15 protein-coding genes are annotated in these 22,673 nt (G+C 60.5%); all 15 read right to left on the bottom strand.

Annotated features, from left to right (window positions below; genetic code table 11):
• The 15 genes from GQB03_RS21900 to GQB03_RS23590 all read right to left on the bottom strand — a co-directional run bounded on the left by GQB03_RS21900 (position 1) and on the right by GQB03_RS23590 (position 22,497).
• Positions 1-2,754, bottom strand: coding sequence for a hypothetical protein (locus tag GQB03_RS21900; RefSeq protein ID WP_159693818.1), 2,754 nt, complete (start codon positions 2,752-2,754; stop codon positions 1-3).
• The gene (locus GQB03_RS21895) at positions 2,754-3,368 is read right to left on the bottom strand and encodes a condensin complex protein MksE (RefSeq protein ID WP_159693816.1); all 615 of its coding nucleotides are present in this window, start codon (positions 3,366-3,368) and stop codon (positions 2,754-2,756) included. Before GQB03_RS21895 ends, GQB03_RS21900 begins: the two co-directional genes overlap by 1 nt.
• Positions 3,365-4,624 carry a hypothetical protein gene (locus GQB03_RS21890; protein ID WP_021250004.1) on the bottom strand — a complete coding sequence of 420 codons (1,260 nt, stop codon included), beginning with the start codon at positions 4,622-4,624 and terminating at the stop codon, positions 3,365-3,367. Before GQB03_RS21890 ends, GQB03_RS21895 begins: the two co-directional genes overlap by 4 nt.
• 413 nt (positions 4,625-5,037) lie before the next feature.
• Positions 5,038-6,750, bottom strand: a complete 1,713-nt coding sequence (locus GQB03_RS21885) for a GmrSD restriction endonuclease domain-containing protein (protein ID WP_159693814.1) — start codon at positions 6,748-6,750, stop codon at positions 5,038-5,040.
• Positions 6,751-6,773: 23 nt separating this feature from the next.
• Positions 6,774-8,042, bottom strand: a complete 1,269-nt coding sequence (locus GQB03_RS21880) for an ATP-binding protein (RefSeq protein ID WP_159693812.1) — start codon at positions 8,040-8,042, stop codon at positions 6,774-6,776.
• A gap of 1 nt (position 8,043) precedes the next feature.
• Positions 8,044-10,902, bottom strand: coding sequence for a TrlF family AAA-like ATPase (locus tag GQB03_RS21875; protein ID WP_159693810.1), 2,859 nt, complete (start codon positions 10,900-10,902; stop codon positions 8,044-8,046).
• Positions 10,903-10,912: 10 nt separating this feature from the next.
• Positions 10,913-13,915 carry a type I restriction endonuclease subunit R gene (locus GQB03_RS21870; RefSeq protein WP_159693808.1) on the bottom strand — a complete coding sequence of 1,001 codons (3,003 nt, stop codon included), beginning with the start codon at positions 13,913-13,915 and terminating at the stop codon, positions 10,913-10,915.
• Positions 13,915-15,054 carry a restriction endonuclease subunit S gene (locus GQB03_RS21865; RefSeq protein ID WP_159693806.1) on the bottom strand — a complete coding sequence of 380 codons (1,140 nt, stop codon included), beginning with the start codon at positions 15,052-15,054 and terminating at the stop codon, positions 13,915-13,917. The genes GQB03_RS21870 and GQB03_RS21865 overlap by 1 nt, the downstream gene beginning before the upstream one ends.
• Positions 15,047-16,933 carry an ATP-binding protein gene (locus GQB03_RS21860; protein WP_159693804.1) on the bottom strand — a complete coding sequence of 629 codons (1,887 nt, stop codon included), beginning with the start codon at positions 16,931-16,933 and terminating at the stop codon, positions 15,047-15,049. The genes GQB03_RS21865 and GQB03_RS21860 overlap by 8 nt, the downstream gene beginning before the upstream one ends.
• Entirely contained in the window at positions 16,926-18,557 is a 1,632-nt protein-coding gene (locus GQB03_RS21855; protein WP_235027177.1) for a type I restriction-modification system subunit M, read from the bottom strand. Before GQB03_RS21855 ends, GQB03_RS21860 begins: the two co-directional genes overlap by 8 nt.
• Positions 18,554-20,059, bottom strand: coding sequence for a type I restriction-modification system subunit M (locus GQB03_RS21850; RefSeq protein WP_159693802.1), 1,506 nt, complete (start codon positions 20,057-20,059; stop codon positions 18,554-18,556). Before GQB03_RS21850 ends, GQB03_RS21855 begins: the two co-directional genes overlap by 4 nt.
• Positions 20,056-20,253: a hypothetical protein gene (locus GQB03_RS21845; RefSeq protein WP_159693791.1), complete on the bottom strand. Its 198-nt coding sequence runs from the start codon at positions 20,251-20,253 to the stop codon at positions 20,056-20,058. Before GQB03_RS21845 ends, GQB03_RS21850 begins: the two co-directional genes overlap by 4 nt.
• Positions 20,254-20,319: 66 nt before the next feature.
• Positions 20,320-21,381 (bottom strand): site-specific integrase, encoded by a 1,062-nt coding sequence (locus tag GQB03_RS21840; RefSeq protein WP_159693789.1) that lies wholly within the window; start codon positions 21,379-21,381, stop codon positions 20,320-20,322.
• Entirely contained in the window at positions 21,365-22,279 is a 915-nt protein-coding gene (locus GQB03_RS21835) for a hypothetical protein (RefSeq protein WP_159693787.1), read from the bottom strand. Before GQB03_RS21835 ends, GQB03_RS21840 begins: the two co-directional genes overlap by 17 nt.
• Complete coding sequence (locus GQB03_RS23590; RefSeq protein ID WP_079384644.1) at positions 22,276-22,497, bottom strand: AlpA family phage regulatory protein; 222 nt, start codon at positions 22,495-22,497, stop codon at positions 22,276-22,278. The genes GQB03_RS21835 and GQB03_RS23590 overlap by 4 nt, the downstream gene beginning before the upstream one ends.
• Positions 22,498-22,673 lie beyond the last annotated feature (176 nt).

The raw sequence follows: 22,673 nt of genomic DNA, 5'->3' as shown, positions 1-22,673 counted from the left end.
TCAGGCATCCAGCGGTTCGATGATCTGCCAGCTATGGCGGCTGATCTGGTTGCTGCTGTTGCGCGTGTGAATCGGCACGCAGTAGCGCACGGTCGTCAGCGGCGCGGGCGAGGCAAAAATCAACGAGAAGCCGAACTCCGCCGCCGTGTCGATCAGGCTGCGCTGATTGCGGGCGTCCAGGGCCAGTGCCTCGTCCAGATAGCAGATGCCCTGGATAGGGCGACGCTGATCCTGCATCAAATGCAGCATCGCCAGCCCCGTCACCAGTTTGGCCATCAGCACGGTGCCATTGGAGGCGGCACTGTCTAGGTCATCGAAGGCTTCCGGCTCGCGATCTGCCTTGCCGACCCAGAAGCGCAGGCGAAACAGGTCGGCCACACGCAGGCCATGGCGGGCGTTGCCCTCTTCGATCAGCAGGGTCTTTGCGCGATTGAGTTGATCATCGTCGAGCACGCTCTGCTGGTTGAACAGTTCGAAGGTTTCGCCACTGTCCACAGTGGCGGCGGTACTGATCAGCAGTTCGATGGCTTCGACCAGAATGGTTTCGTCTTCGGGTTCGATCTTGAACACGGCCAGATCGGAAAGTTGCCGGCCGCTGATCTTGCGGTTGAACTCGCGCATCCGGCGCTTGAAAGCAAACAGGCCGTCGCGCAGTTCGCGCAGGCAGGCTGCCACATTCACCACCGCCGAGCGTACCTTCTTTTCCAGGGCTTCGGCTTCCTGCGGCAGGTGATGGGCGAATTCAACGAGACGAACAATCTCGCTTTCCGGTTCGCCGACAAACTGATACTTGGTCAATCCGCCGCTATGGATTTCACCCAGCAGATGGCGGATCTGCTCATCCAGCTCCAGCAACTGGCGGCAGTCGACCTGATAGGTCTGCAGTCGCTCGGCCAGTTGCTCCAGCGCGAACTCGGGCTGGGCCAACCAAGGGCTGTGCGGCAGGTCGGCCAGCCAGGCAAAGGGGCCTTCGTGGTCGACTCGCTGATGACGGCGTTGCTCGATCTGCCGGTGTTGCTGCTGCAAGGCCGCCAAATCCTGTTGCCGCTGCTGCCGCTGCTGATCCAATGCGCGGTGCCGCTCTGCCGACTGCGCCAGACTGGCGCTGAGGTCGGCGAGCTTTTGCGCCAGTGCCTGCAGCCGCTCCTCGCGCTCGGCCTCGCTTTGCCGCAAGTCCTGCATGTGCGCGTAGTCCCGCAATTCGGCATCCAGCTCGGCTAGTTGCTGCTCTAGCGCTTGGCGTTGCTGTTTGACGTTTTCCAGAGCCAGTGCGGTGGCCAATTGTTCTTGCAGCTGAGCCTGCTGTTGCTGCAACTCCTGCTGCAATTCGCTCAGTTCCGCCAGGGTCCGTTGCTGATACTGTGCCGGCAGGGCTTTCAGCCGCAATTGCAAGCCAGGCAAATTGAATTGTCCGGCATTCGCATCGACCAAGGCCGCAAGCAGGGCCTTGCCATCAAGGCGGAAATCTTCGTTGCCCAGGGTCAGTACCGGCTTGGCCAGCACCTTGTTCAGCGCGTTGAGTTGTTCCGTAGATACGACACTGGCCAGTTGTTGATAGAGGTTCTGCCCCTGGGTGCGCAACTCCTGCGCCAGCTGCGCGGATTCCCGTTCGATCCGTGTCAGCTCGCGCTCGATGGCCGCTGGCGTGCGGCTCTGTGCCTGGCCGATCCGTACCACCAACGCATCCCGTTGCGCCAGCAACTCGTGGCGGCGCGCCTCCAGCAGGGCGCGGTCGGGGATCAAGGCAAAACGCTGCTGCAACGCGCGCAACTGTTCGCTTTGTTGGCGGAGCTGCTTTTGTTCCAGTTCGCACTCTTTTTTCTCGCCAGCCGACCGCATATCCTCTTCGCGCAGGCGCTGCAGCTCGACATCGCACTGCGCCAACTCATGCTGCAAGGTTTGCTGGTGGGTCTCGTAATGCTGTTGCCACTGACCCAGTGCCGCGTCGATCAAGGGGCGCCAGCACAGCAATTTGCCGCGCAACACCAAGCGGGCCTCCTGCTTCTGTTCCAGTTCGCCCAGAGTGGCTTGCAGCCGCACAGCGGCCAGGTACTGGCTACGTTCGGCGTTGAGGTCGGCAAACGCCTTGTCCCATTCCGCCTTGAAGTCGATGCTGGCATCCGGCAGATCGCGCCGGAAAATCTGCAGCAGATAGTCTTTCACCTCGCTGGAGCGCAGCTTGTCCAGGCGCAGCGTGCGGGTGAGCACACGCTGGAAGACGCTGGCGTCACCGGCGTGCTCCAGCCGGAAAACGCAGAAATCCTGCTGACTGGCGAGCTTGCGGCTGCGCCCGCCATAGATCATGTCGGCGAATTCGCTACTGCTGTAGCTGAATACCCGGCGCCCAAAGCTCGCCAGATGGCTAGCCAGTTGCGGTTGTGCCACCAAGGTGCCATCCGGCAGGCAGAACTCCTCGACCTTCAGCGGCCCGGCATAGGCGAAATACTCGTACTCGAAGCTCACCCCTTTGCCCACGCAACCCAGCACGACGGTGCCGGACTCCGGCAGCGACACCTCCAGCAGCACATAGGCGCTGTTGTTGGGGAAATAGAAGCGCCGGCTCTTGTCCACATCGTGGGCACCAAAATCCATACGGCGGCGGTCGATGATCAGCAGAAACTGCAGGGCATTGATCAGACTGGTCTTGCCGGTATTGTTGGGCGCTACCAGAGAGACCGCACCATCGAGCGGCAGCTCGGCACGCGAGTAGCCGGCGCTGCCCAGCAGGACCAGACGTTGGAACCCGTACTGCATCAGGTGTTCTCCTCGTCGTCTGGTGCATCCGCAGTCCAGTCTTCCGCTGCAGGCGTGCTCTCTTCGTCGCCATCGGTCTTGGCCGTCAACGCCAGGCTTTCGAAATGATCGAGGTAACGGCATACAGCGGGCAGCAGTCGCCAGCCCGCTGGCTCTGCCATGGCAAAGCCCAGGTTGCAGGCGCGGCCCAGCAGCTCCACCAGGGCGTCGGGGTTGAGGCCCTCGGCATCCAGCAGGTCTTGCTGTTGCTTGTAGACCTCGGCCAGCCAGGCGCTGTCGATCAGCCAATCGGTAAAGCGCTGCAGGGCCTTGCCGGCATTGGCCTGGGCATCGAAGATCACCATGAACAGCAAGGCCAGCTGGCGGCTGATCTTGCCAATGTTGCTGTTGGCCTCGCTGTTGTGAAACCAGGCAAAGCCCCTGGCATCCAGGCGCAGCTCGAACCCCAGCGCGGCAAACAAGCCGACATAGCTGGCCTCGTGCTGCTCCAGCTCCGCCCACAGCGCGGGCTCGGCCATTCGATTCAGGTGTTTGCCGGAGAGAAACAAGCGGAACAGCTCGGCCAATGCCGGCATTTGCGACAGGGCGGCTGCCAGAGCGTGTGGGATCGTCATTGCGGGATACTCACGCGGTGAGGGTGATGCAGGACGCGAATCGTCTGCAACGTGGTTTTTTCAGGCTGGCTGGCTGCCTCGAACTGCCAGCCGGGCTCATGTTGCAGGTCATGGAACAGGCGCAGCAGGGTGGCATCCTGCAGGTGGGCGTAATGGCTGTGCAGCCAATCGAGCAGATTTTCCACTGGCAGGCTGCGGGCCAGATGCGCACGAATAGCGGCTTCGTCCACCTGCTCCAGCAACGGAACGTCATCGCCGGGTTCATCCTGCGGAAAGGCCACCGCCTGCGGCTGGTATTGGCGTGCGGCAGCCATGACCGCCCGCACCTCATCGCCCAATTGCAATTTGAAACCGCGCTCATTGCGCCAGACGGGGAGTGCGGTCTCATCCGCCGGGTGCGACAGTGCGCGACGCAGGCCGCGTTTGCGCACCTGCCCCAACAGCAAGCTGATGGCACTGGTAAGTACGTTGTGCTGACGCAGTTCTTCGCGCAAGGGGAGCAGTGTATCGGCGCACTGTTGCGCAACCAGCCGCCCAAAGCGCCGCAGCTCCTTGGCCTGGTGCGCCACCTGACGCAACTGCAGGCGATGAGAGTAGAGCGCACCCTGTACCGACAATTGCTCTAGGCTCAAGTCGAGCGCACGCTCCGCTTCTTCCAGATAGCGATAGAAGGTGCCCTGCGAGCCGCTGTCCATCATCTGGTTCATCGGCTCCACATAATGATCGTAGGCTTCCAGCACCTCGCGGTAGCGCTGGCTGATCGGCATGCTGCTGTCGGCGCTTTTAGCGTTTTCCGCCAGTTCAAAGAGCGCGTGCCGGTCCTGATCGAGCTGCAGGCTGATCTGGCGGAAGAGTTCTGCCAGCTTGTTGGCGGCTCCGCGCACGCGATCCATGTCGGCCCCGAGCATCCCTTCATTGAGTGCTTCGGTGGCTTCACGGATGGCCGCAACACGCGCCTGCAGTACGGCAGCCAGGCCCAGCTCATGTTCACGGGTGAGGCCGCGCACGAACTCCAGCACATAGGCATTGAGCTGCAGATCGCTGCTGCGCGGCAAGGTTTGCAGGATGTCCGCATTGACCAAGGCACGTAGCACCGCGCCCTGCGTTTCGGCATCCCGTTGCCCGGATACCTTGGCAATGCCGTTCAACACCTGATCGCTGGTCAGCACGGCAAACTCGCGCGACAGCCGCACCAAAAGCTCCACGGTGTCCCAATGGGTGTAAAGCGCGTAGACCAGCGAGCGAGGGTTGGCCATGTCAGTTCAGTCTCCCACCACCGAGCAGGCATGCCCTGTGCGGCATGCTCTCACCCGCCAGCCGCACAGGGCGGCAACCCGGCGCATGGCCGCAGCGGGGTTTCATAAGGTGCAGGCTGGACGCATCGACCATTCGTTGTCCCCACGCCGCCGCGCCCGATTTCTGGCGAAATCGAGCCCAGCGGCCACCTTCTTTGTGCTCTCGCGAGCCAGCACAAAGAATGTGCTCATCGCGCCGGGGACAAGCGACTCTCGGCCTGCGTCCCACCCGGAATGTGTCAGGCATGGTGGCAACACTGTGTGCACAAAGTGGCGTCAATGTGGTGAACAGCGTGGCAACATTGTGTTGAACATGACGGCAGCATTGTGGCGACATGTGGGTCACCGTGTGGCAACAAGGTGGCGCTGACAGTTCAAGCGACCGCATGGATGAAAGCATTCAGTGCCGCCGCGATTCGTTTACGGCGCTCTTGCAAGAACGCCTTGTAGTGATCCAGTGCCAGCAGTTCCTCCTCCACAGGGATGCACTGTGCTGCGAATGGTGCTGCACCGTGCTGTGCCACCAGCGGCAACAGGTAGGTCACAGGCGCTTTGTCGCTGATCGCACGATTGGTTTTGCCGCCGATGAAAGCCAGGTTGGCGATGTCGTCGGCCTCGCGAGGGGTGTAGCTGCCGCGCAGCAATGCCTTGGGGAAAATGTGATGAAACTGCAAGCGGTGCTGACTGCCCGAGTGGTCCAGGGCAATGGCAAGGTGGCTGCGCCAATCCTTGGCACCTGCCGCACGAAATGCCAGGAACATGGTCTTGAACAGCGCACTGCGCTGGTTGCGCCCCTCCAGCTCTTCCGGCGTGATGTCAAGGCGGCCGAACTGCAGACGCAGCCGGTCGATCAGTTCATTGACGCCGCCGCCATTGCGGATGATCGCTAAATCCTGATCCAGAATGGTCTCACTGGAACCCCGCGAGAAACGGCCTTTGGCATTGGCGGCCAAGGCCCAGTAGCGCAACTGCTGCGCTTCTTCCGTGCTGAGGGCATAGTCACGGCGATGCCCAATGTAGGCAAGTACCACCAGTAAGAAGGGCGATGACAGCAAGGCAGGGCTGTCGATACCCAGATTGCTGCGTGCGAAATTGAGGGCAAATTCCATCCCCTCGCAGGCTTCTTTCCAGGCTTGCTGCAGTACGTCCAGGGTCAGGCTGCCGACGGTCAGAAAACGGGATTGCCCGGTGGCAAAGGCCATCAAATTCTTCAGGTGCAAACCCAGATCAAGCTCGAAGCCGTTCTGGGCGCAAGCACGCTGGAAGTCCAGGAAGGTCTGCAGCGAGTGCCGCCATTTGGCCGTGATCTGCGCCAGAGCCAGATCGGAGCTGCGCAGCTTGGCGCCCAGCGAGTTGACCCGCACGAAGATTTCCGTGACCTCGTCGTAGGACAGTGTTCGCTCCAGCACGTCCATGCGATACACGTACTTGCGAATGCCGCGTAGCCGGGCCAGGCGCTGACTGTATTTCTCGTAACGCGGATCATCAAAGCCACTGATGCCCGCACGTTTGAGGAAAGGCGCATCGCTGTCGGTCTTGAAGACTTCGGATACCTTCACCCACTGCGGCAACTGCTCCAGCTTCCGGGTCGCCACCACGAAGGTCATTTTGTTGAAGCGCGTCAGCAGTTCGTCTTCGCTGGCGTCGGCCTCGTCGCCGCCCAGTTCGCCTTCCTCATCGACCTCGGCGTCATCGCCGTTCTCATCCACTTCGGTCACGACGGCCAGTTGGTCGGGATGCTCCAGATTGAAGAGCAAATCGATGGGCCGACGGCGACCGCGCACCGACACCGGCTCGCCACGAATGACGGCAGACAACGAGGTCAGACGCTGTTGTCCATCGAGCAACAGGCGGGTGCTCTGATAAGGGTTATTGCTTTGGCTGACGGCAAAGCTTTGCAGGGGCACGGCCTCATCGGTTTCCCACAGCAGAATCGCCCCCGAGGGATAGCCCCGATACAGAGAGTCGAGCAAGTCGCGCACGCGCGTGGAGCGCCAGACATACTGCCGCTGCATTTCCGGCAAGCGCAGCTCACCGCGCTCGATCATCGAGACCAGTTCTTCAACGCTGGCTTCAGCCTTGGCCATGGTGCTTCCTTATCCTCTCAATCTCACTCAACTGCTGCGGGAGGCTCGGCAGCGGGGATGATCAACAACAGCTCGGAGTCATCCACTAGCCTGTAAACCGGCCGCTTGCCGGACAGCCGTTCACTTTGATCCAGAATGATCTGAACCCCTTCACCACGCTTGTCCATCATGGCGCTGCGGCCTGTGATCGCTTTATCCGCCTCGGGCACGGAACATTTGGCCAGCAGGCTTGTGATGGCTTCGTTTCGCGCGGCCTGGCGGTAGGGAAGGCTCTCCACCGTCATGGTGTTGGGGATGGCGCCTGGCGAATACAGCTCCAGCCGGTCCGCAAACATCCGCAGGCGGATTTTGGCGCCATGGATCGAGTAATCCCGGTGTGCAACGGCATTGACCAGGGCCTCGAAGACGGCGGTCATGTCGTACTGCGGCAGATCGTGCCTGCCCTCATCCTTGGTGGCATAGACCTGCATGTTCTTGCGGACGAAGTGGCAAGCCGCCAGCACCTGGGCATCCAGCGGCCCGGTGATGTCCTGGGCGTCGAGCTGATAGGCCGTGTCGCCTTGCGGCAGCACCTCGGTGCCACGGTAGGCCACCGCCTGAATGAAGGCATTCGGCAACCAGCGGCGAGGATCAGCACTGGCCATCAGTACGCCGGCGATGGTCGGCCGAAGTGCGCCGTCGGCATCGGTGCGCGCCATGGCCAGTTTGTCTAGAAGCACTTCGCGCGTATCTTGCACGCGAGGACTGGCAAAACGTTGCCAGAGGTCATCTGCAAGGTCATCGAGCGTGGCGCCAGGCACCGGCTGCTCGTCGAAGCGGATGATGCGGGCCTGGCTGCGTTGTTGGAAGAGACGCGCCAGATAGTCCGACGCCATCTCGCGCTTGGCGCTGCCCACGCGGTGCAAATAGCCGCCGGGGCTTTTATGCACGAACAGGCTGCTTGCGATATCGACTTTCAATACTGGCAAGGGCTCGCCTGACGTGCTGGGCAGGCTCAGACGCTCGATCACCGGCGCGAGCGGCGGGGTGATGCTGTCCAGGCAAATCTGCCGGACGAAATCCTCCACCAGGTCCAAGCGCTCCAGCGGGATACCGAGCACTTCACGGGTGTCGTCCACGCCGAGCACGCACACACCACCCCGGCTGTTGGCGAAAGCGGCCAGCTCATCGGCCAGCGAATCTTTATGGGGGGCTGACACCTTTTGACCGGCAAAGCGGACTTCCTTCAGCTCCAGATAGGAGTCCTCTCCCAGGCGAATCTTGTCGATCAAGTCCGCGATGTTGTCGAACATGTCAAACCTCTCTTCCCAGGCGTTGGTAACGCCGTTCGAACGCTTCTTCGCCGCCTTCCATCACTTGGCAGACTTCGCGGCGCATGGCCTGATCCTGCAAAGAGCCGGTTTGCTTCACATGGCACTGGTGATTGAAGTCCAGTACGTGGATCAACTCCGCATCGCCATTGACCACGATGTTGGGGTTGTGGGTCACGATGATGAGCTGACGGCGCAGCTTGTTGCTGCGGATTTGTTGCACGACCAATCCGTAGATCAGGTGGTTATCCAGGTCATCTTCTGGCTGGTCGAGCACCAGTGGCTCGTTGCCGTGCGCCAGCAGGAAGGCCAGCATGGCCGCCGCGCGCTGCCCGGCGGAAGCCTGGCCAATGGACTGAAAGTCCCGCCCGTCACCCTTGCGGCTGTATTCCACCTGCAAACCATCTTCGGGGAACCAGCACAAAATGTGATCGATGAACTCCGGGCGCTTGTCGGCTTCCGCCTTCAGGAATTTATTGAACCAGCCGCCAAACTCCGCCTGCCCGCGACCGGCTTGCGACAGGCGTTTCTTCTGCGTCAATAGCGCCTGCTCGAAGGCCGCCGTGTCCCATACGCCCGGCTGCTCGACCAGATCAACCGTGCCCAGCAGATCGGCCACAAGCCCTTTGGGGGATGCCCCCTCTTGCTCCTGATACAGGTCGTCCACGTACCTGCCTTCCGCGGCCCCAAGCACCTCCCGCAAGGAGCGCTCGATGCTCTGCGCATCCCGGCTGTACGGGATCAGCTCGATGCGCACAAAGGGATTGCCTTGCAGCGTTGCCTGCAGAAATGCGCTTCGTTGGGCGCTGATTGCGCAGCGGGCGGATTGCACCTGTTCCAGCAACGACTTGGCCTTCTCGCGCAACTCGGTGTGCTGCTTCTGCAAGGCTTCCAGCTTCTTCAGCTCGATTTCCAGGCGCTGCTTTTCTTGCACCAGACGACCGTACTCGCTGGGGTCGCTGACGCCTTGTTGCTGCAAGTCGGCCTTGAGCTGCTCGTAAGCCATCTTGGCCGCGTCGATCCGCGCAAACCAGGGCGAAGCCTCTAGTTCACCTCTCAGGACTTGCCCTCGCTCCTGCAGCACGTTTGCCGCGCGCTCGACGTCCTGCTGCGCCTTGGCGATGGCGGCGTGCAGCGCCTGGACAATGCCCAGTGCCGGGCCGTCCTCGGCGGTATCGAACAAGCCTTCCGGCAAGTCTTCCGCCAACAGATCGTCGGCAAGCGCTTTCAAGCGGGTTGCCAGTTCGGCGGAGGCGTCGAACTGGCGTTCCAGCTCGCGGCTTTGCCGGTTGGTGCGCTGATAGTTTTTCAGCAGGGCGGCATGATCGGCGCCCTCGAAGCGGGCCAGCTTGCGCTGAATATCTTGCAGGGTCAGCGTCAACGCTTCACGCCCTTGCAGCTTGCCATCCAGCTCGCGCATTTGCGCCCGTGCGGCCAGGAAGGCACGCTTAGCTTCCTCGAAAGCGGCTTGCTGCGATTGCGTGCCCGCCGCATCGTCAATCACCTTGAGCAGCGCCTGTTGGCTGTCACCGGCCAGCGCGGCGATCTGCCCCTGGCTGAACAAGCGCACCGGGAAGCGTTGCTCGGTGATGGCCTGACTGGCCGAAGGCTTGAAACTGCCCGTAGCGGCGTCCCATTCCTCCACCGCGTGGCCCTGGCCATCCTGCCGCCAGATCAGGCGATAGGGTATGCCATCGCGCTGCACTTGCACGCAGATGGCCGTATCTGTCCGCAGGCCGCCTTCGTCATTGCGGCTCCTGGCGACCTGGTTGAAGCGCTTGAAGGTCTGCCCGGCTTCCGAGCTGAGCGACAGCTCCTTCTCACGGCGATAAGCCAGACGCAGGGCATGCACGGTGGTCGATTTACCTGTGCCACGTCCACCGATCAACGCATTGAAGTAGGGGTTGAGCGGCAAGCTCGTAGGCGTTCTGCCGCGCCCCATGTAGCGAGCGTCGCGGATTTCAATCGACTCAATGAAATGCTCGGGCGTATTGAACGGCGCAAAGCCGTTGCTCTCATCGCTGCGCTTGACCGACACTTCCTGCCCATCCAGCAAGGCAAGGCGCAAGCCTTCCAGACTGGGCCGGGCCATCTTGATCCAGGTGTAGCGCGAACCGGGAATAGCCGTACCTTGGAAGCTGTGGCAATCGCTGCCCTTCACGCTGGCAAAGCGCAGTTTCAGTTCATCCAGCACCATCGGCACGGGGCTGTTGGAGGCGATCCACTCCAGCGCCAGGATGCCGGGCTCCTGCAAGACCGCCTTAACCGTATTGGCATCCATCACGCATCTACGCGTACCTGACTCGACCCGCAACAACCCCTTGTCGCCTTCGACGTGTGCCGGAATGGCCAGGCCGCCCGCCGCCAGAATGCGCTCCACCACCTGGGCGGCACCGAGACGGGTAACGCCATCGCTGTCGCCACGCGTGCCTTGGTAATCCACCTGCGCCAGCAGATCGCTGATGGTTTGACTGTTAGCGGACGGGTCAAAGATCGCCAGCATATGGATGCCACTCTGCACCGAGATTTCCACACCGGGGAACAGGTGCAACTCACGGAAGCCGCCCGGCGGCGTGCCCGCGTCGGCCTCGCGCTTCATTTCCGCATAGGCCGCCTTGAGCCTGTCGATCCACTCGCCCGTGTTGTGGTCGGTGACCGCCACGCAGTCGATTTCGGCGGCCATGTACTTGAGCAGCCATGTCTGCGGCGTTAACTCATTCGGCGTGCCGATGGCTACCTGCCATGCCCCGGTATCCTTGGAAGCCGGGGTGTGGGTATGGAAGTCGAACTTCCACCAGCGTGCGCCGGGGTAAGGCCAGGGGGGGCTTGCGTTGACGCTCATGTTCATTCCCTCAGTAATACTGCCGGATGTAGCTGTAGGCCTTCTCGAACAGCTCTTCATCCGCATGCAGCTTGTACTTGAACAGCGCTTTCCTGAGCGCTTTCTTGACCTCACGCTCGCCGGCCTGCGTACCTTGCCAGCCCGGGAAGCGGACCAAACGCACAATCTCGTCGATGTCCGCCACAACGCGTTCGACCATGATGGGCGTCTCGGCCGTCTTGACCTCATTGAACAGTTCAGTGAGCGCCGCCTTGCCGCGATCCTCGTCCTCTTCGGGCGGGACATCCTTCTCGGCTTGCAGCGTCTCCTTGGCGATCTCCAGCAACTGCTTCAGAAACTCGACGCTGTTGATCTGCCCGGATTCGAAGCGGTCCTTTAGCGCATCGAGCCGCTCCGACAGCTTCTTGAACTTGGGGTTGCCGCCATGCCCGCGGAGCCGGCGCTTGAGCTTGATCTCGATCTCCTTGGCCTTCTTCGGGTCGGGGTTCGAGAGCACGGCTTCCAGCAGATCAGCGTCCAGCACCAAGGTGTCGAGGTCATCCCGCACCGCGTCGACATGCACGTTCTGGTGGATCAGCTCGATGGTCTTTGCGCCCAGCGAATGCCAGATCAGCTTGCCGTGACCACTGGACGGCTGCACCGACTGGTACACCTGGGACAACCACTTGTAGTCCTTCTCGAAGGGGCCCAGAACAGTGTCCGGTGAAAGCGCCTCCCAGATCTTGTTGAGCACGCTGTACTCGGCGGCAAAGTTGTCTCGCACCTCGTTATTGGGCAGACACTGCTGCGCGGCGATCAGGCCCTCGTAGCCTTGCACGCTACGGTCGCAGCCGGCGAAGAACGCCAGGCATTTCTGCATCGCCTCAGGCAGTTTGTCCTTCAACTCCTGGATGTTGCTGACCACCTGCTTGACGCTCTGATCGTCGAACTCCAGCGCTGCCGCCACATCGTCGAAGATGCCGAGGTAATCCACGATCAAGCCGTGGGTCTTCTGCTCGGAGTAAGTGCGGTTCACCCGGCAGATGGCCTGCAGCAGCGTATGGTCGCGCAGCGGCTTGTCCAGGTACATGGCCTGCAGGATGGGCGCGTCGAAGCCCGTCAGCAGTTTGGCCGTGACGATGATCAGCTTCAGCGGGTCGGCCGGGTCGCGGAAGCGATCCAGCAGTCGCTCTTCTTCGTCGCGGCTCCGGTCGTAGGGCACGTACTCTGGATGTTCCTTCTTGTCCGCCGCCTGCACCGACATCACGATGTCTGTAGCCTCGGGCGGCAGCAGCTTGTCCAGCTCGGCCTTGAATAGCAGGCAGGACTCGCGGTCGAAGGTGACGATCTGGCCCTTGAAGCCGTTGGGCTCCACCTTGGTCTGGAAGTGCTCGACGATGTCCTCACAGACCTTGCGGATGCGCTCGGGCGTCTTCACCAGCACGGCCATCTTGGCGGCGGTCTTGGCGAGGTTGTCCTTGTCCAGATCCGAGAGGCCGCCGGTCAGGTCTTTGTAGGCGGCGTCCAGCGCGGCCTTGTCGATGTGCAGATCGATCAAGCGCGGTTCGAAGTGCAGTTTCAGTGTGGCACCGTCGCGGATTGACTCCTCGAAGCCGTACCGGCTCATGTAGCCCTTCTCGTCTTCGTCGGCACCGAAGGCGTAGAAGGTGTTGCGGTCGGCGCGGTTGATCGGCGTACCGGTCAGGCCGAACAGAAACGCGTTGGGTAGGGCCTCGCGCATCTTGCGGCCCAGGTCGCCTTCTTGCGTGCGGTGGGCTTCGTCCACCAGGGCAATGATGTTGCTGCGGTCGTTCAGGCTGCCCCCTTTTGTTGAATTGGGGCCCTCGCCAAACTTGAAGATCGTGGTGATGATGATCTTGCGCACATCCTGCGCCAGCAACTGCTGCAGTTTGTCGCGGGTATCTGCCTTTTCCAGATTGGGGATGTCCGCCCCGGTGAAGGTGCCCGTGATCTGGCTATCGAGATCGATCCGGTCCACCACGATCAGCACGGTGGGGTTCTTCAAGCCGGCATGCATGCGCAGCTTCTGCGCGGCAAACACCATCAGCAGTGACTTGCCCGAACCCTGGAAGTGCCAGATCAGCCCTTTCCTGGGGTAACCCGCCAGCACACGTTCGACGATCTTGTTGGCCGCTTCAAACTGCTGGTAGCGGCAGATGATCTTGATGCGCTGCTTTTTCTTGTTGGTAGCGAACAGGGTGAAACTACCCAGAATATCCAGCACCACATGCGGGCGCAGCATGCTCTCGGCCGACAGCTTGAGCGATTTCAGCGGATGGTGCTGACTATCCTCGCCATCACCATCCAGATGCCAAGGGCCCCAGTCCTTGACTGGTAGCCCGATGGAGCCATAGCGGTACGCTTTGCCCTCGGTGGCCACTGAGAATACGTTGCAGACAAAGAGCTCGGGAACGAACTTCTCGTAGTCGTCGTGCACCTGGACCGCGCCATCCACCCAGCTGATGCACTTCTTGACCGGTGTCTTGGCTTCGATCAGCACCAGCGGCAGACCGTTGACCAGCAGCACCAGATCGGCGCGGCGCTCGGTGGGGCCAGCTCGGTAGGTGTACTGCTGGGTGACGATGTACTGGTTCTGCGACAAGTCATCCAGGTCGATCAGTCGCACCGGCACATGCTGGTTGTTTTCGCCGAAGGGCATCGAGCGCTCACCACGCATCCAGGCGGTCATTTCCTCGTTGGCGCGGATCAGACCATCCGAGCGCACCGACAGCACGATGGCGCGCAGCTTGTAGAGCACCTCGTCGGCGCGGTCGGGCTGGGCGGCAATCTCGGGGTTTAGGCGGATCAGTGCATCGCGCAGCCAGGGTTCGACCAGCACTTCCTGAATCTGGCGCGGCACCTCAGCCGGGGCGGCGTAGCGCCAGCCGATGCCCTTGGGGCTGGGGCCGTAGCTAGCTTGAGGTTCCTTGACGGTGTTTGCCGGGATAGCCTTCATCGGACCGGCGAGCAAATCGCGGACGTAGGCTTCGACGGTATTGGCCTCATTAAACATTATTCACCTCCGGCGAAACCTTGGATAGCTTTTGCTCTTAGACTGAGAAGGTCATTGAGTCGTACTTTGGAAGCTTTTTTCGATTCGGTGAACTCATTAAATCTCCCCGCAATTTCAACTTGTGACTCATAGGGTGGAATGGGAATTTCGATCTTCTCAAACTCCCCTTTATTAATGATCGGTACTGCGGTCGTTCCAGAGCGCTTGCTCAGCTCAGAGCCAATCGTCGTGCTTACTGCATAGAAATAATCGGGATCAACTGAGTGACAGACAATTGCATTTATTTGTTGATTGAACGCAGTGCTGCCTATTGTCTGTGCGACCTTCCCAATCGTAGAGCCAATGCAAACAACCAAAGTTGCCCCCGCAGGAGCTACTCTTGAATATGATGAGCCAATCTTGCTAATGCTTCTTTCGACACACGCCAAGTGACCAGTATCAAATGCCAGGTCAGCCGGCGTCGCGAATGGAATTTCGCTTCCCCAACAATCCGGATTGCCGGTAGGTGGTGTTTTCCCGGTGATCACATTTCCGATTTCCGAGATTCTCTTCGTTTTCCAGCCCTTTCCTAGGCCATCAATCAACATTGCCTTCTGAGCAGCTTCGATTGAAGCAATCAATAAACGATGCTCTTCAACAGCAGCATCGATAGCCAGAAATAATTCGGTGACTTTTGATTGTTGGGATAGAGGGGGCAGCGAAAATTCCTGTACCGCCATCGTTTTCCAGTTGATTGTGGGCGACAGTGAACCAACCGATATTTCCACTGCCCGACTCATGAACAGGTCACTCTGCATGAAGAATGGCAGGAATTCAGGTAGTACAACGTCAGGCTTAGGTCGCAACACCATCGCATGGGCCGAACAGATGCCATCGAACTCGGCGACACCGAGCTTCCGCTGGTAAGCCCTGCGGCGCCCAAAAATGATGTCGCCCTTCTTGAACATCAGCTTGGTGGCTTCCACATCATCCGGTGTGCCCCAGCGACGTATCTTGAGGGAGTCGGCATCCAGATGTTCCAGACCAACGTAGTGGTCCATTCCGGACTCGGATGGGTTGTCGATGCGGACATTGACGTTCGTCGCCATCTGCTCGAAACGCCAGACTTTCCAACCAGGCTTCAAATCCCTTTCAATCATTACGCTTGTCCTCTGGGGCAACATACGCTTGGTGTGGATGTTTGGCGCTTTCCGGGTAGCGGAAACGTAATTGGCCGTCACGCACCATGGGTATTAGGTGTTTGTTGCGCAGGTAGTCGCGGTCTTTTCCCAGCAAGGTTGCAAGTTGATCACCGCTCTGGGGCGCCCACTGGCAAAGGCGGCGGATGCCGTCACGCAAAGCTTCGCCGCTGATTCGGCCCTGCAGGGTTGCAAGTAAGGTTGCAAGCTCAGGCGGCAAGGTTGCAAGCTGAGAGTTGCATGCTTGCTGGCCCGCTACCGCCTCTGCAGGCTGAGGCTGGCCAACAGGAGGGGTGTCTGCTGGGACATCCAACGGCAGCTCTGACTGTGCGCTCTCTGGAGTCGGACGAGGCTCATTACCGGCCAGGGTGTAATAGGTGCGACTGCCTGCACCCTGCTTCTCAAGCAGGCCCCGGTCGCGCAGCCGGCGCAGTACCATGCTGGCGGCCAGGGTATCCGAGCCACAGAAGTCGCGGCAGGCGGTGTTATCCACCGCGCCGGTTGCCCGCACATAGATCAGCACCTTGGCTTCGTCGGGGCCCAGTGTGCTGCCCGCATAATTGCGCAGCCAGGTGTGGTCTTCTTCGGTGAGCAGGTTGTGCAGAAACAGAGTGAGCTTAAATTCATTGGCCTGCCGGTCTGAGTGGAACTCTGGCAGCGGCAAGCCTGCATCTGCAGCCAGGCGACGCATGGCACGAATCCCCGTACCCTTGGCTTCGGCCAGATGCAGATCATGCAGCACTGCTGCAATGGCTGGGTTGCGCAGACGTGAACCTGGCAAGCCCAGCTGCGCTGGCTCCTTGAGGGAGTAGCCGACGTTACGAATTTCGATGCGGTTGCTGTAGCGAATGATCTGCGTTGGGCTGTGTAGGGTGTAGTTGCGGTGCATGGCGGCATTGGCCAAGGCTTCGCGGATCACCTTGCGCGGCAGAATGGGCTCTTGCACGCTCTGTAGCTGGCCCTCTGGCAGGCGAAAGCCTTTAGGCAGCTCATCAATAATGCTGGCTTCGGCGAGCGGCAATGCCAGTATCAGGGGCTTGCGGATGTCGATGGATTGGAAGCGATTTTCTGGATCTTCGACCCATTCGTTACCCGGCACACGTATGTAGTCAATACGCACCATGGGCAGTAGCCTGCGCAAGGCTAGCGGTTTACCGAACAAAACGATGCCAGCCAATGTGGGTTGCAAGGCACCATCCACACGCCTCAGTGCCCCCAGGGCTTCGAGCATGTCTTCGTCGCCATAGTCCAGCTCTTCCGCCTGGGGGTTGATGCGGGCACGTTCACGCCGATACGCGGCAATGGCGGTCGGGTCAAAATCGTCGGCACGGGCATCAGAAAGAATGCTCGAATCAGGGCCATGCAAGGGCTGGCTTTCACCGCGCAACACCCAGAGGTCTTCATCGACGCAGCGCTGGTCGCTTGAGCCGATGCGGCGGTAAGCGCCGCCTGGTAGGCCCGTGGCTTTTTTGTAGACGGGTTTGTGAGTGACGTCAGCCTCGGGCACATAAACCACCAGCAGCGTCTTGCCACCCACCTGCTCCAACTGCATCTCCGGCCGCAGAGCGACGTTGAGCATGCTGGCACACTGGCTGGCGAGATCACGCTGCACCTTGTCCGGATCGGGCAACCCCACCGGCCGGTACACGGTATCGCCCTTGTCGTTGATCGCCCAGTCCACGCCCAGTAGCAGGTAGCCGCCATCCAGGCCGGGCTCGTTGGCAAAGGCGATGACCGTTTCCATCACCGACTTACCCGTGTCGCTGGCACGCTTGGCTTCGATGCGGGCGGACTCGTCCACCGCATTGAGTTCATCCAGTAGATCGGTAGCGCTACGCATCGGCTGCCTCCTGAGCGACGAGGCCATCGAGCGTTTCGACCAGCGCATCCATCTGTTGCCAGAACGCGCGGCCATCGGTTTGCCATTGGTCCCAGGCCGAGCGCAGCGATACTGCGTCACCATTGCTGTCGGTGGCGATGGCTGCGGCAATGCGCTTCACGTACAGCGGAATCGACAGGTTGCCGGCATTGGCGCCGATTTCGGCCAGAGTGGCGACCTTGGCGAAACCGGGCACATCGGCAAAGGTCTGGTAGGCGGTCAGGATGCGCTGCTGGTGCTCGGGCTTGAGAAAACTCTGCGCCCGTTCCCGGGTGACCTCGTTCACCGCGTCGATAAAGATCACCTTGCCCTTGCGAGCGGCGACCTTCTTGCGGTTGCAGATGACGATGCACGACTCCATCGGGGAGTTGTAGAACAGGTTAGGGCCCAGGCCGATGACGGCCTCGACCCAGTCCTGTTCGACCATCTTGGCGCGCATGGCCTGTTCTTCGTTACGGAACAGCACACCGTGGGGCCAGAGCACGGCGCAGCGCCCCTTGGCGGTGAGGCTAGTCAGGATGTGCTGCTGGAAGGCGTAATCGGCGCGGCCTTGCGGCGGCGTGCCCAGGGAGTTGCGGCCCCACTTGTCACTGCTCCATGCCTCCCGGTTCCACTGCTTGATGGAGTACGGCGGGTTGGCCAGGATCACATCGAACTGGCGCAGGCGGTCGCCTTCGATGTGCTTGGGTTCGGCCAGGGTGTCACCCCGGATGATTTCGAAGTCCTCCACGCCATGCAGGAACAGGTTCATGCGGGCGATGGATGAGGTAATCAGGTTGCGCTCCTGCCCGTAGAGCTTGAGCGTGCGGTACTCGCCGCCCGAGCGCTTGACCTCATCCAGCGCCGAAATGAGCATGCCGCCAGTGCCGCAGGTGGGGTCGTAGATCGACTCGCCGGTCTGTGGCGCCAGAAGCTGTGTCATCAGGTGAACGACGGTGCGGTTGGTGTAAAACTCGGCGGCTGTGTGGCCTGAGTCGTCCGCGAACTTCTTGATCAGATATTCATAAGCGTTCCCGAGTTCGTCCTCAGGCACGTTGGCCACCGAAAGCGTCTGGGTCGAGAAGTGCTCGATCAGATTTTTCAGTGTTTCATCGGGCAGACGCTCGCGGTTGGTCCACGGGGCATCGCCAAAGATGCCATCGAGCATGTCAGGGTTGGCTGACTCGATGGCGCGCATGGCCTTCTGGATGGTCGCGCCGACGTTCTTCGGTGTTTGCCGTACATCGTTCCAGTGCGCCCCCTCGGGGATCTGAAACCGATGGTTTTCAGCAAACTCGGCATAGGATAGGTCGCCGTCCGAATCGGCCAGCGCGGCTTGGCACTCCTCGTCCCAGACATCAGAGACGCGCTTGTAGAACAGCAGCGGAAAGATGAACTGTTTGTAGTCGCCGGCATCAATCAGGCCTCGCAGCAGCACAGCGGCGCCCCACAGGTAGCTTTCCAGTTCTTGTTGGGTGATGCGCTTGGTGCTACGAGCTTTCTCTTGTTCCATCTGGGCAAACTTTTCCTTCAGTCGAGCGCGCGCAACGTTGGCCAGTTCTTCAGTAAAGATCTTGTTGTCTTTGAATGGGTGGTCCGAACTCATTGCAGCCATCCCCCTTCAGTCATGACCTGCGCGAGCCGTTCCTCTGCCTCACGGCAGCGAGTCAGTGCGTCCTTAAAGGCCTCGATGGCTTCAGGCAGTGGCGGAATGTCTTCTTGCAGCGGCGGCAGCACGTAGCGCGAGATGTTCAGCGTCCAGTCTTCGGCCTTGATCTCGTCGAGACTGACCACGCGGACTGCATCCTGCACGTCAGCAAAGCCGCGATACCAGCCGAGGATCTCGGCGGCGTGCTCGGGTTCCAGATAGTTCTGCGCGCGGCCCCGGCGGAATAGGCGTGACGCATCGGCGATCAGCACCTTCTTCTTATGCTTGGTTGACTTGCGCTTGCGCAAGACCAGGATGCACGCGGCCAAGCCGGTGCCGTAGAAAAGGTTGGGCGCCAACCCGATCACGGCCTCGACCAGATCCATTTCCAGCAGCTTTTGTCGAATTTCACCTTCGGCCCCTTTGCGAAACAGGGCACCCTGAGGAAGCACCACCGCCATTCGTCCGCTGACTTCGGCCATGGACTTCACCATGTGCTGCACCCAAGCGAAGTCACCGCTGGATGAGGGCGGCAGACCGGCAAAGTTGCGGCCGAATGGATCATTCAGCCACAGGTCTTCGCCCCACTTCTCGAGCGAGAACGGCGGATTGGCAATGACGCAGTCGAAGGCAGCAAGCCTGTCGCCATCAAAGAAGGCCGGGTTGCGCAGCGTGTCACCGCGCACCACCTGGAAGTCCTCGATGCCGTGGAGAAAAAGGTTCATCCGCGCGATAGACGAGGTGGTGAGGTTCTTCTCTTGCCCATACAGCTTGCCCCACAGCCGCTTGACGTCGCCGTGCATCTCTTTGACGTGCTGCACGGCTGCCAGCAACATACCTCCAGTACCGCAGGCTGGGTCATAAATGGTCTCGGCTTCCTTGGGATCGAGCATGTCGATCATCAGCCGCACCACGCTGCGCGGGGTGTAGAACTCGCCGGCCTTCTTGTTGGTGGCATCGGCGAATTTCTTGATCAGGTATTCGTAGGCATCCCCCAAAAGATCGGATGCGACGTTCTGGTTGCCAAGCGGCAACTGCGAGAAGTGCTCGATCAGGTCCTTGAGCAAGGCGTCTGGCAGTCGCTCCTTGTTCGACCATTGGGCGTCGCCAAACACGCCATACAGCGTATCCGGGTTGGCCTTCTCGATCTCGCGCATCGCGCGCTGAAGGGCGGCACCGACATTGCTCGCCTTCGTGCGCACGTCGTTCCAGTGGCAGTCTTCCGGGATCTGGAAGCGGTGTGACTCCGGAAACCAAGCAAGTTGCTCGTCGCCGGTCTCGTCCACGATCTCCTGGTACTCCTCGTCCCAGACATCGCAGATGCGCTTGAAAAACAGCAGCGGAAAAATGTAGGTCTTGAAGTCAGCCGCATCCACCGGGCCGCGAAGGATGTTGGCGGACTCCCAGAGGTGGCTCTCTAGTTGATTGAGGCTGATGGTGTTGTCGTGGAGAGAGTTCATTTCGATTGCACGTCTATGGCCTTGCTTGGCGGAGCGCTTTCGAGTTGCAGGTCGTGTGCGCGGGCATACTCCAGAACTAGGATTTCGATCATCGACGCCACCGAGCGGCGCTCGCGATCGGCAGCCAAGCGCAAAAGCTGCTTGATCTCAGCGGAGGTGCGGATGGAGAGGGTTTCGTCCTTCAGGCGTGACATGGCAGCGTCTCGTCAGTGATGTCACGCAAATGTACTGCATTTTGCCCCACCTCGCCATGATTCTCTTCAGGGCGTAGATTCCGTGCTTGAGGCTGCTCGATGACGCGGCACCTTAGCGGCAGTCGGCTTTACAGGGCGCTCAGCCTCGATGACGATGGGTTGCAGGGCATGCCGACTGCTGGCCTGATTGGCTTGGCCGTAGTGACGTCGTGTCTTGGCGCTGGCATGTCCCAGCCCCTGGCTAACTGAATCCGCAGCCGCGTGCCGTTTCAGGTCGGCAGCCCATTGGTGGCGCAGGCAGTAAGCCGTGATAGCGTGCTTGTGCTTCGGCCAGAGGCTACGTGCCAGCCGACGGATTTCGACGGTGAAGTTGACCGGGCTGTCAATGTAAACGAGCAATTCCCGCCGCCTCGCTAGCCGGATGCGCAGAGCCTCCAGCAATGGATGGGGATCGTGTGCGCCATAGGCGATCAAGCGGTGCGGCTGACCTTGATGCGCCTTGACCTTGGCGCCATCGATCTCGAATCTGATCTCGCCCATGCCGCTGCGCGGATTGTCCACCCGGCGAATGAGCACGCCGCGCCGCAGTTCTTCCGGGCGGCAGCCGGTCAGCGCGGCGACCAGAATTGCATCGGCATACTTGCCTTTTGCAGCGCGCTGATACAGTTGCTCGCGCCAGTCGCCGGGGAGGCCGCGCAAGGCTTGCCGCTTGCTGACACGCTTGCGGCGCTCTCCGGGATGGCCGCTTTGCCGGGCTATATCGAACTCGTGCAACACCGCCCTCTGTTGCTGCAATTGGGCCCGAATGGCCATTACCTGCAACCTGTCCACAGGTCGAGCAGAGAGCGCAGAATGCAAGCTTTTCAGGTGCCGGACCAGATCGGCGTACAGGCAGTAGCGAAGCGCTGCGAGGCGTTTGTAGTAGGTTGTCGGACGCTGGGTGGCCGTCATGACTTCGGCCACACCACCTTCGGCGTAGCGAGCACGCTGTAGCAGCGTGCGGCCAAGCTGGCGATAGTCTTGCCTGGTCTTGCTGCTCAAGCTGGCAAATTCATCGACCGGAAGCATGGCTTGTATCTCGCGTCGGCACGATTCGATCAGCGCAACCATCTCATCCGCGTCGATCATTTCGTTCACCGTGGAACATCGCTTTCAAATCGGCGATGGCCTTTGCGCGTTCAGCCTTTGTCTTTTGACGCTCGGCTTCTGACTGTTGTACAGGAGCGCGCGACTGCGCTGCCTCCATCGCCTCCTGTCGGTTCTTTCGCCAGCGGGCGATATTCGGTGCGAACTCGGCGATGAATTCTCCCGCGACAGCGCTATTCATCACGGCCAATAGCCATGAGCGCACGGAGCGGATGCCCGCGTGCTTGCCACTACCGGCTGCCGACAGGACGCCAGCCAGCTCGTCGGCGACAAGCTGTATCTGTTGTGCTGAGAGCGAGGGCCCGAAGCGGCGGGTTACGTCGCCAATGACGCGCAGGTAAGGTAGAAGGGAAGGGTGCGACAAGTCCAAGGGCGCGAAAGCCTCGCCAATTTTCTGAGAGTTATCCACAGCCCCTGTCTGTAGTAGTGGTTTTATATTTTTAACTACTACTTCTTCCTTGTATTCACCTACACCTATATCACCGCCCTGACCGGCGACGGATGTGCCGTCCACGGTTTCTCCGTCGCCGGCCAAGCCGGCCATGGATGTCTGTGGCACCTTTTGCGAAACGGGTGTCAACACGGACTCCCACCGCCAAAGCCCTTCCTCGTCCTGGAATTTCCTCCGCGCCAGGTAGCCGGCATCTTCAAGTTCGCGCAGGATGCGGCGGCAAAGGTCTCGGCCAAGATGGCCTTTCGCTCGTGACTGATCGTGCAGCACGCGCGGCAGTGCGACAGCGCGCAACTGCCAGTTGCGGCCCAGCGACAGCAAATGGCAAGCCACGCCTCGCGCTTCATAGCTCAACCGGGAGTCGCGTAACAGGCTGCAAGGCAGAGACCACCAGTATTCGGCGGAGTCGTCAATGCGGATGCGGCTCATGACTTCGCCCTCTGGCGAGCCAGACAACCGGCGTGCTCACGCTCCGCCGCCTGAGTCTCAAGCCATGCGTCGATCTCGTGGGCAAAAAAGCCAATCGAACGGCCGCCAGGGCCTAGCCGAACTGGCTTTGGAAAATCTTCAGTCTGGCAAAGTCGCCAGAGGGTTGTCCGGCTGACGGCAATTTTGTCGCAGACATCCTGAACCTTTATGACGCGCATGAAACACCTCGAATGATCTTGAACACGAGGCTATGCTGCGACTGACTGAAGCAGGGCTCCCGCAGCTACGCGAACGTCATCAATCGTCATCCTCGTCTTCCGGCTCGAATCCGAGCAACTCGGCGCGGTACTCATCGGATGTTGCCGCCAACAATCGCTTGGTCTTGATACTGGCC

The organism is Cognatazoarcus halotolerans, from assembly GCF_009800965.1.
Lineage (GTDB): Bacteria > Pseudomonadota > Gammaproteobacteria > Burkholderiales > Rhodocyclaceae > Cognatazoarcus > Cognatazoarcus halotolerans.
This window is presented reverse-complemented; position numbering and strand designations above follow the sequence as displayed.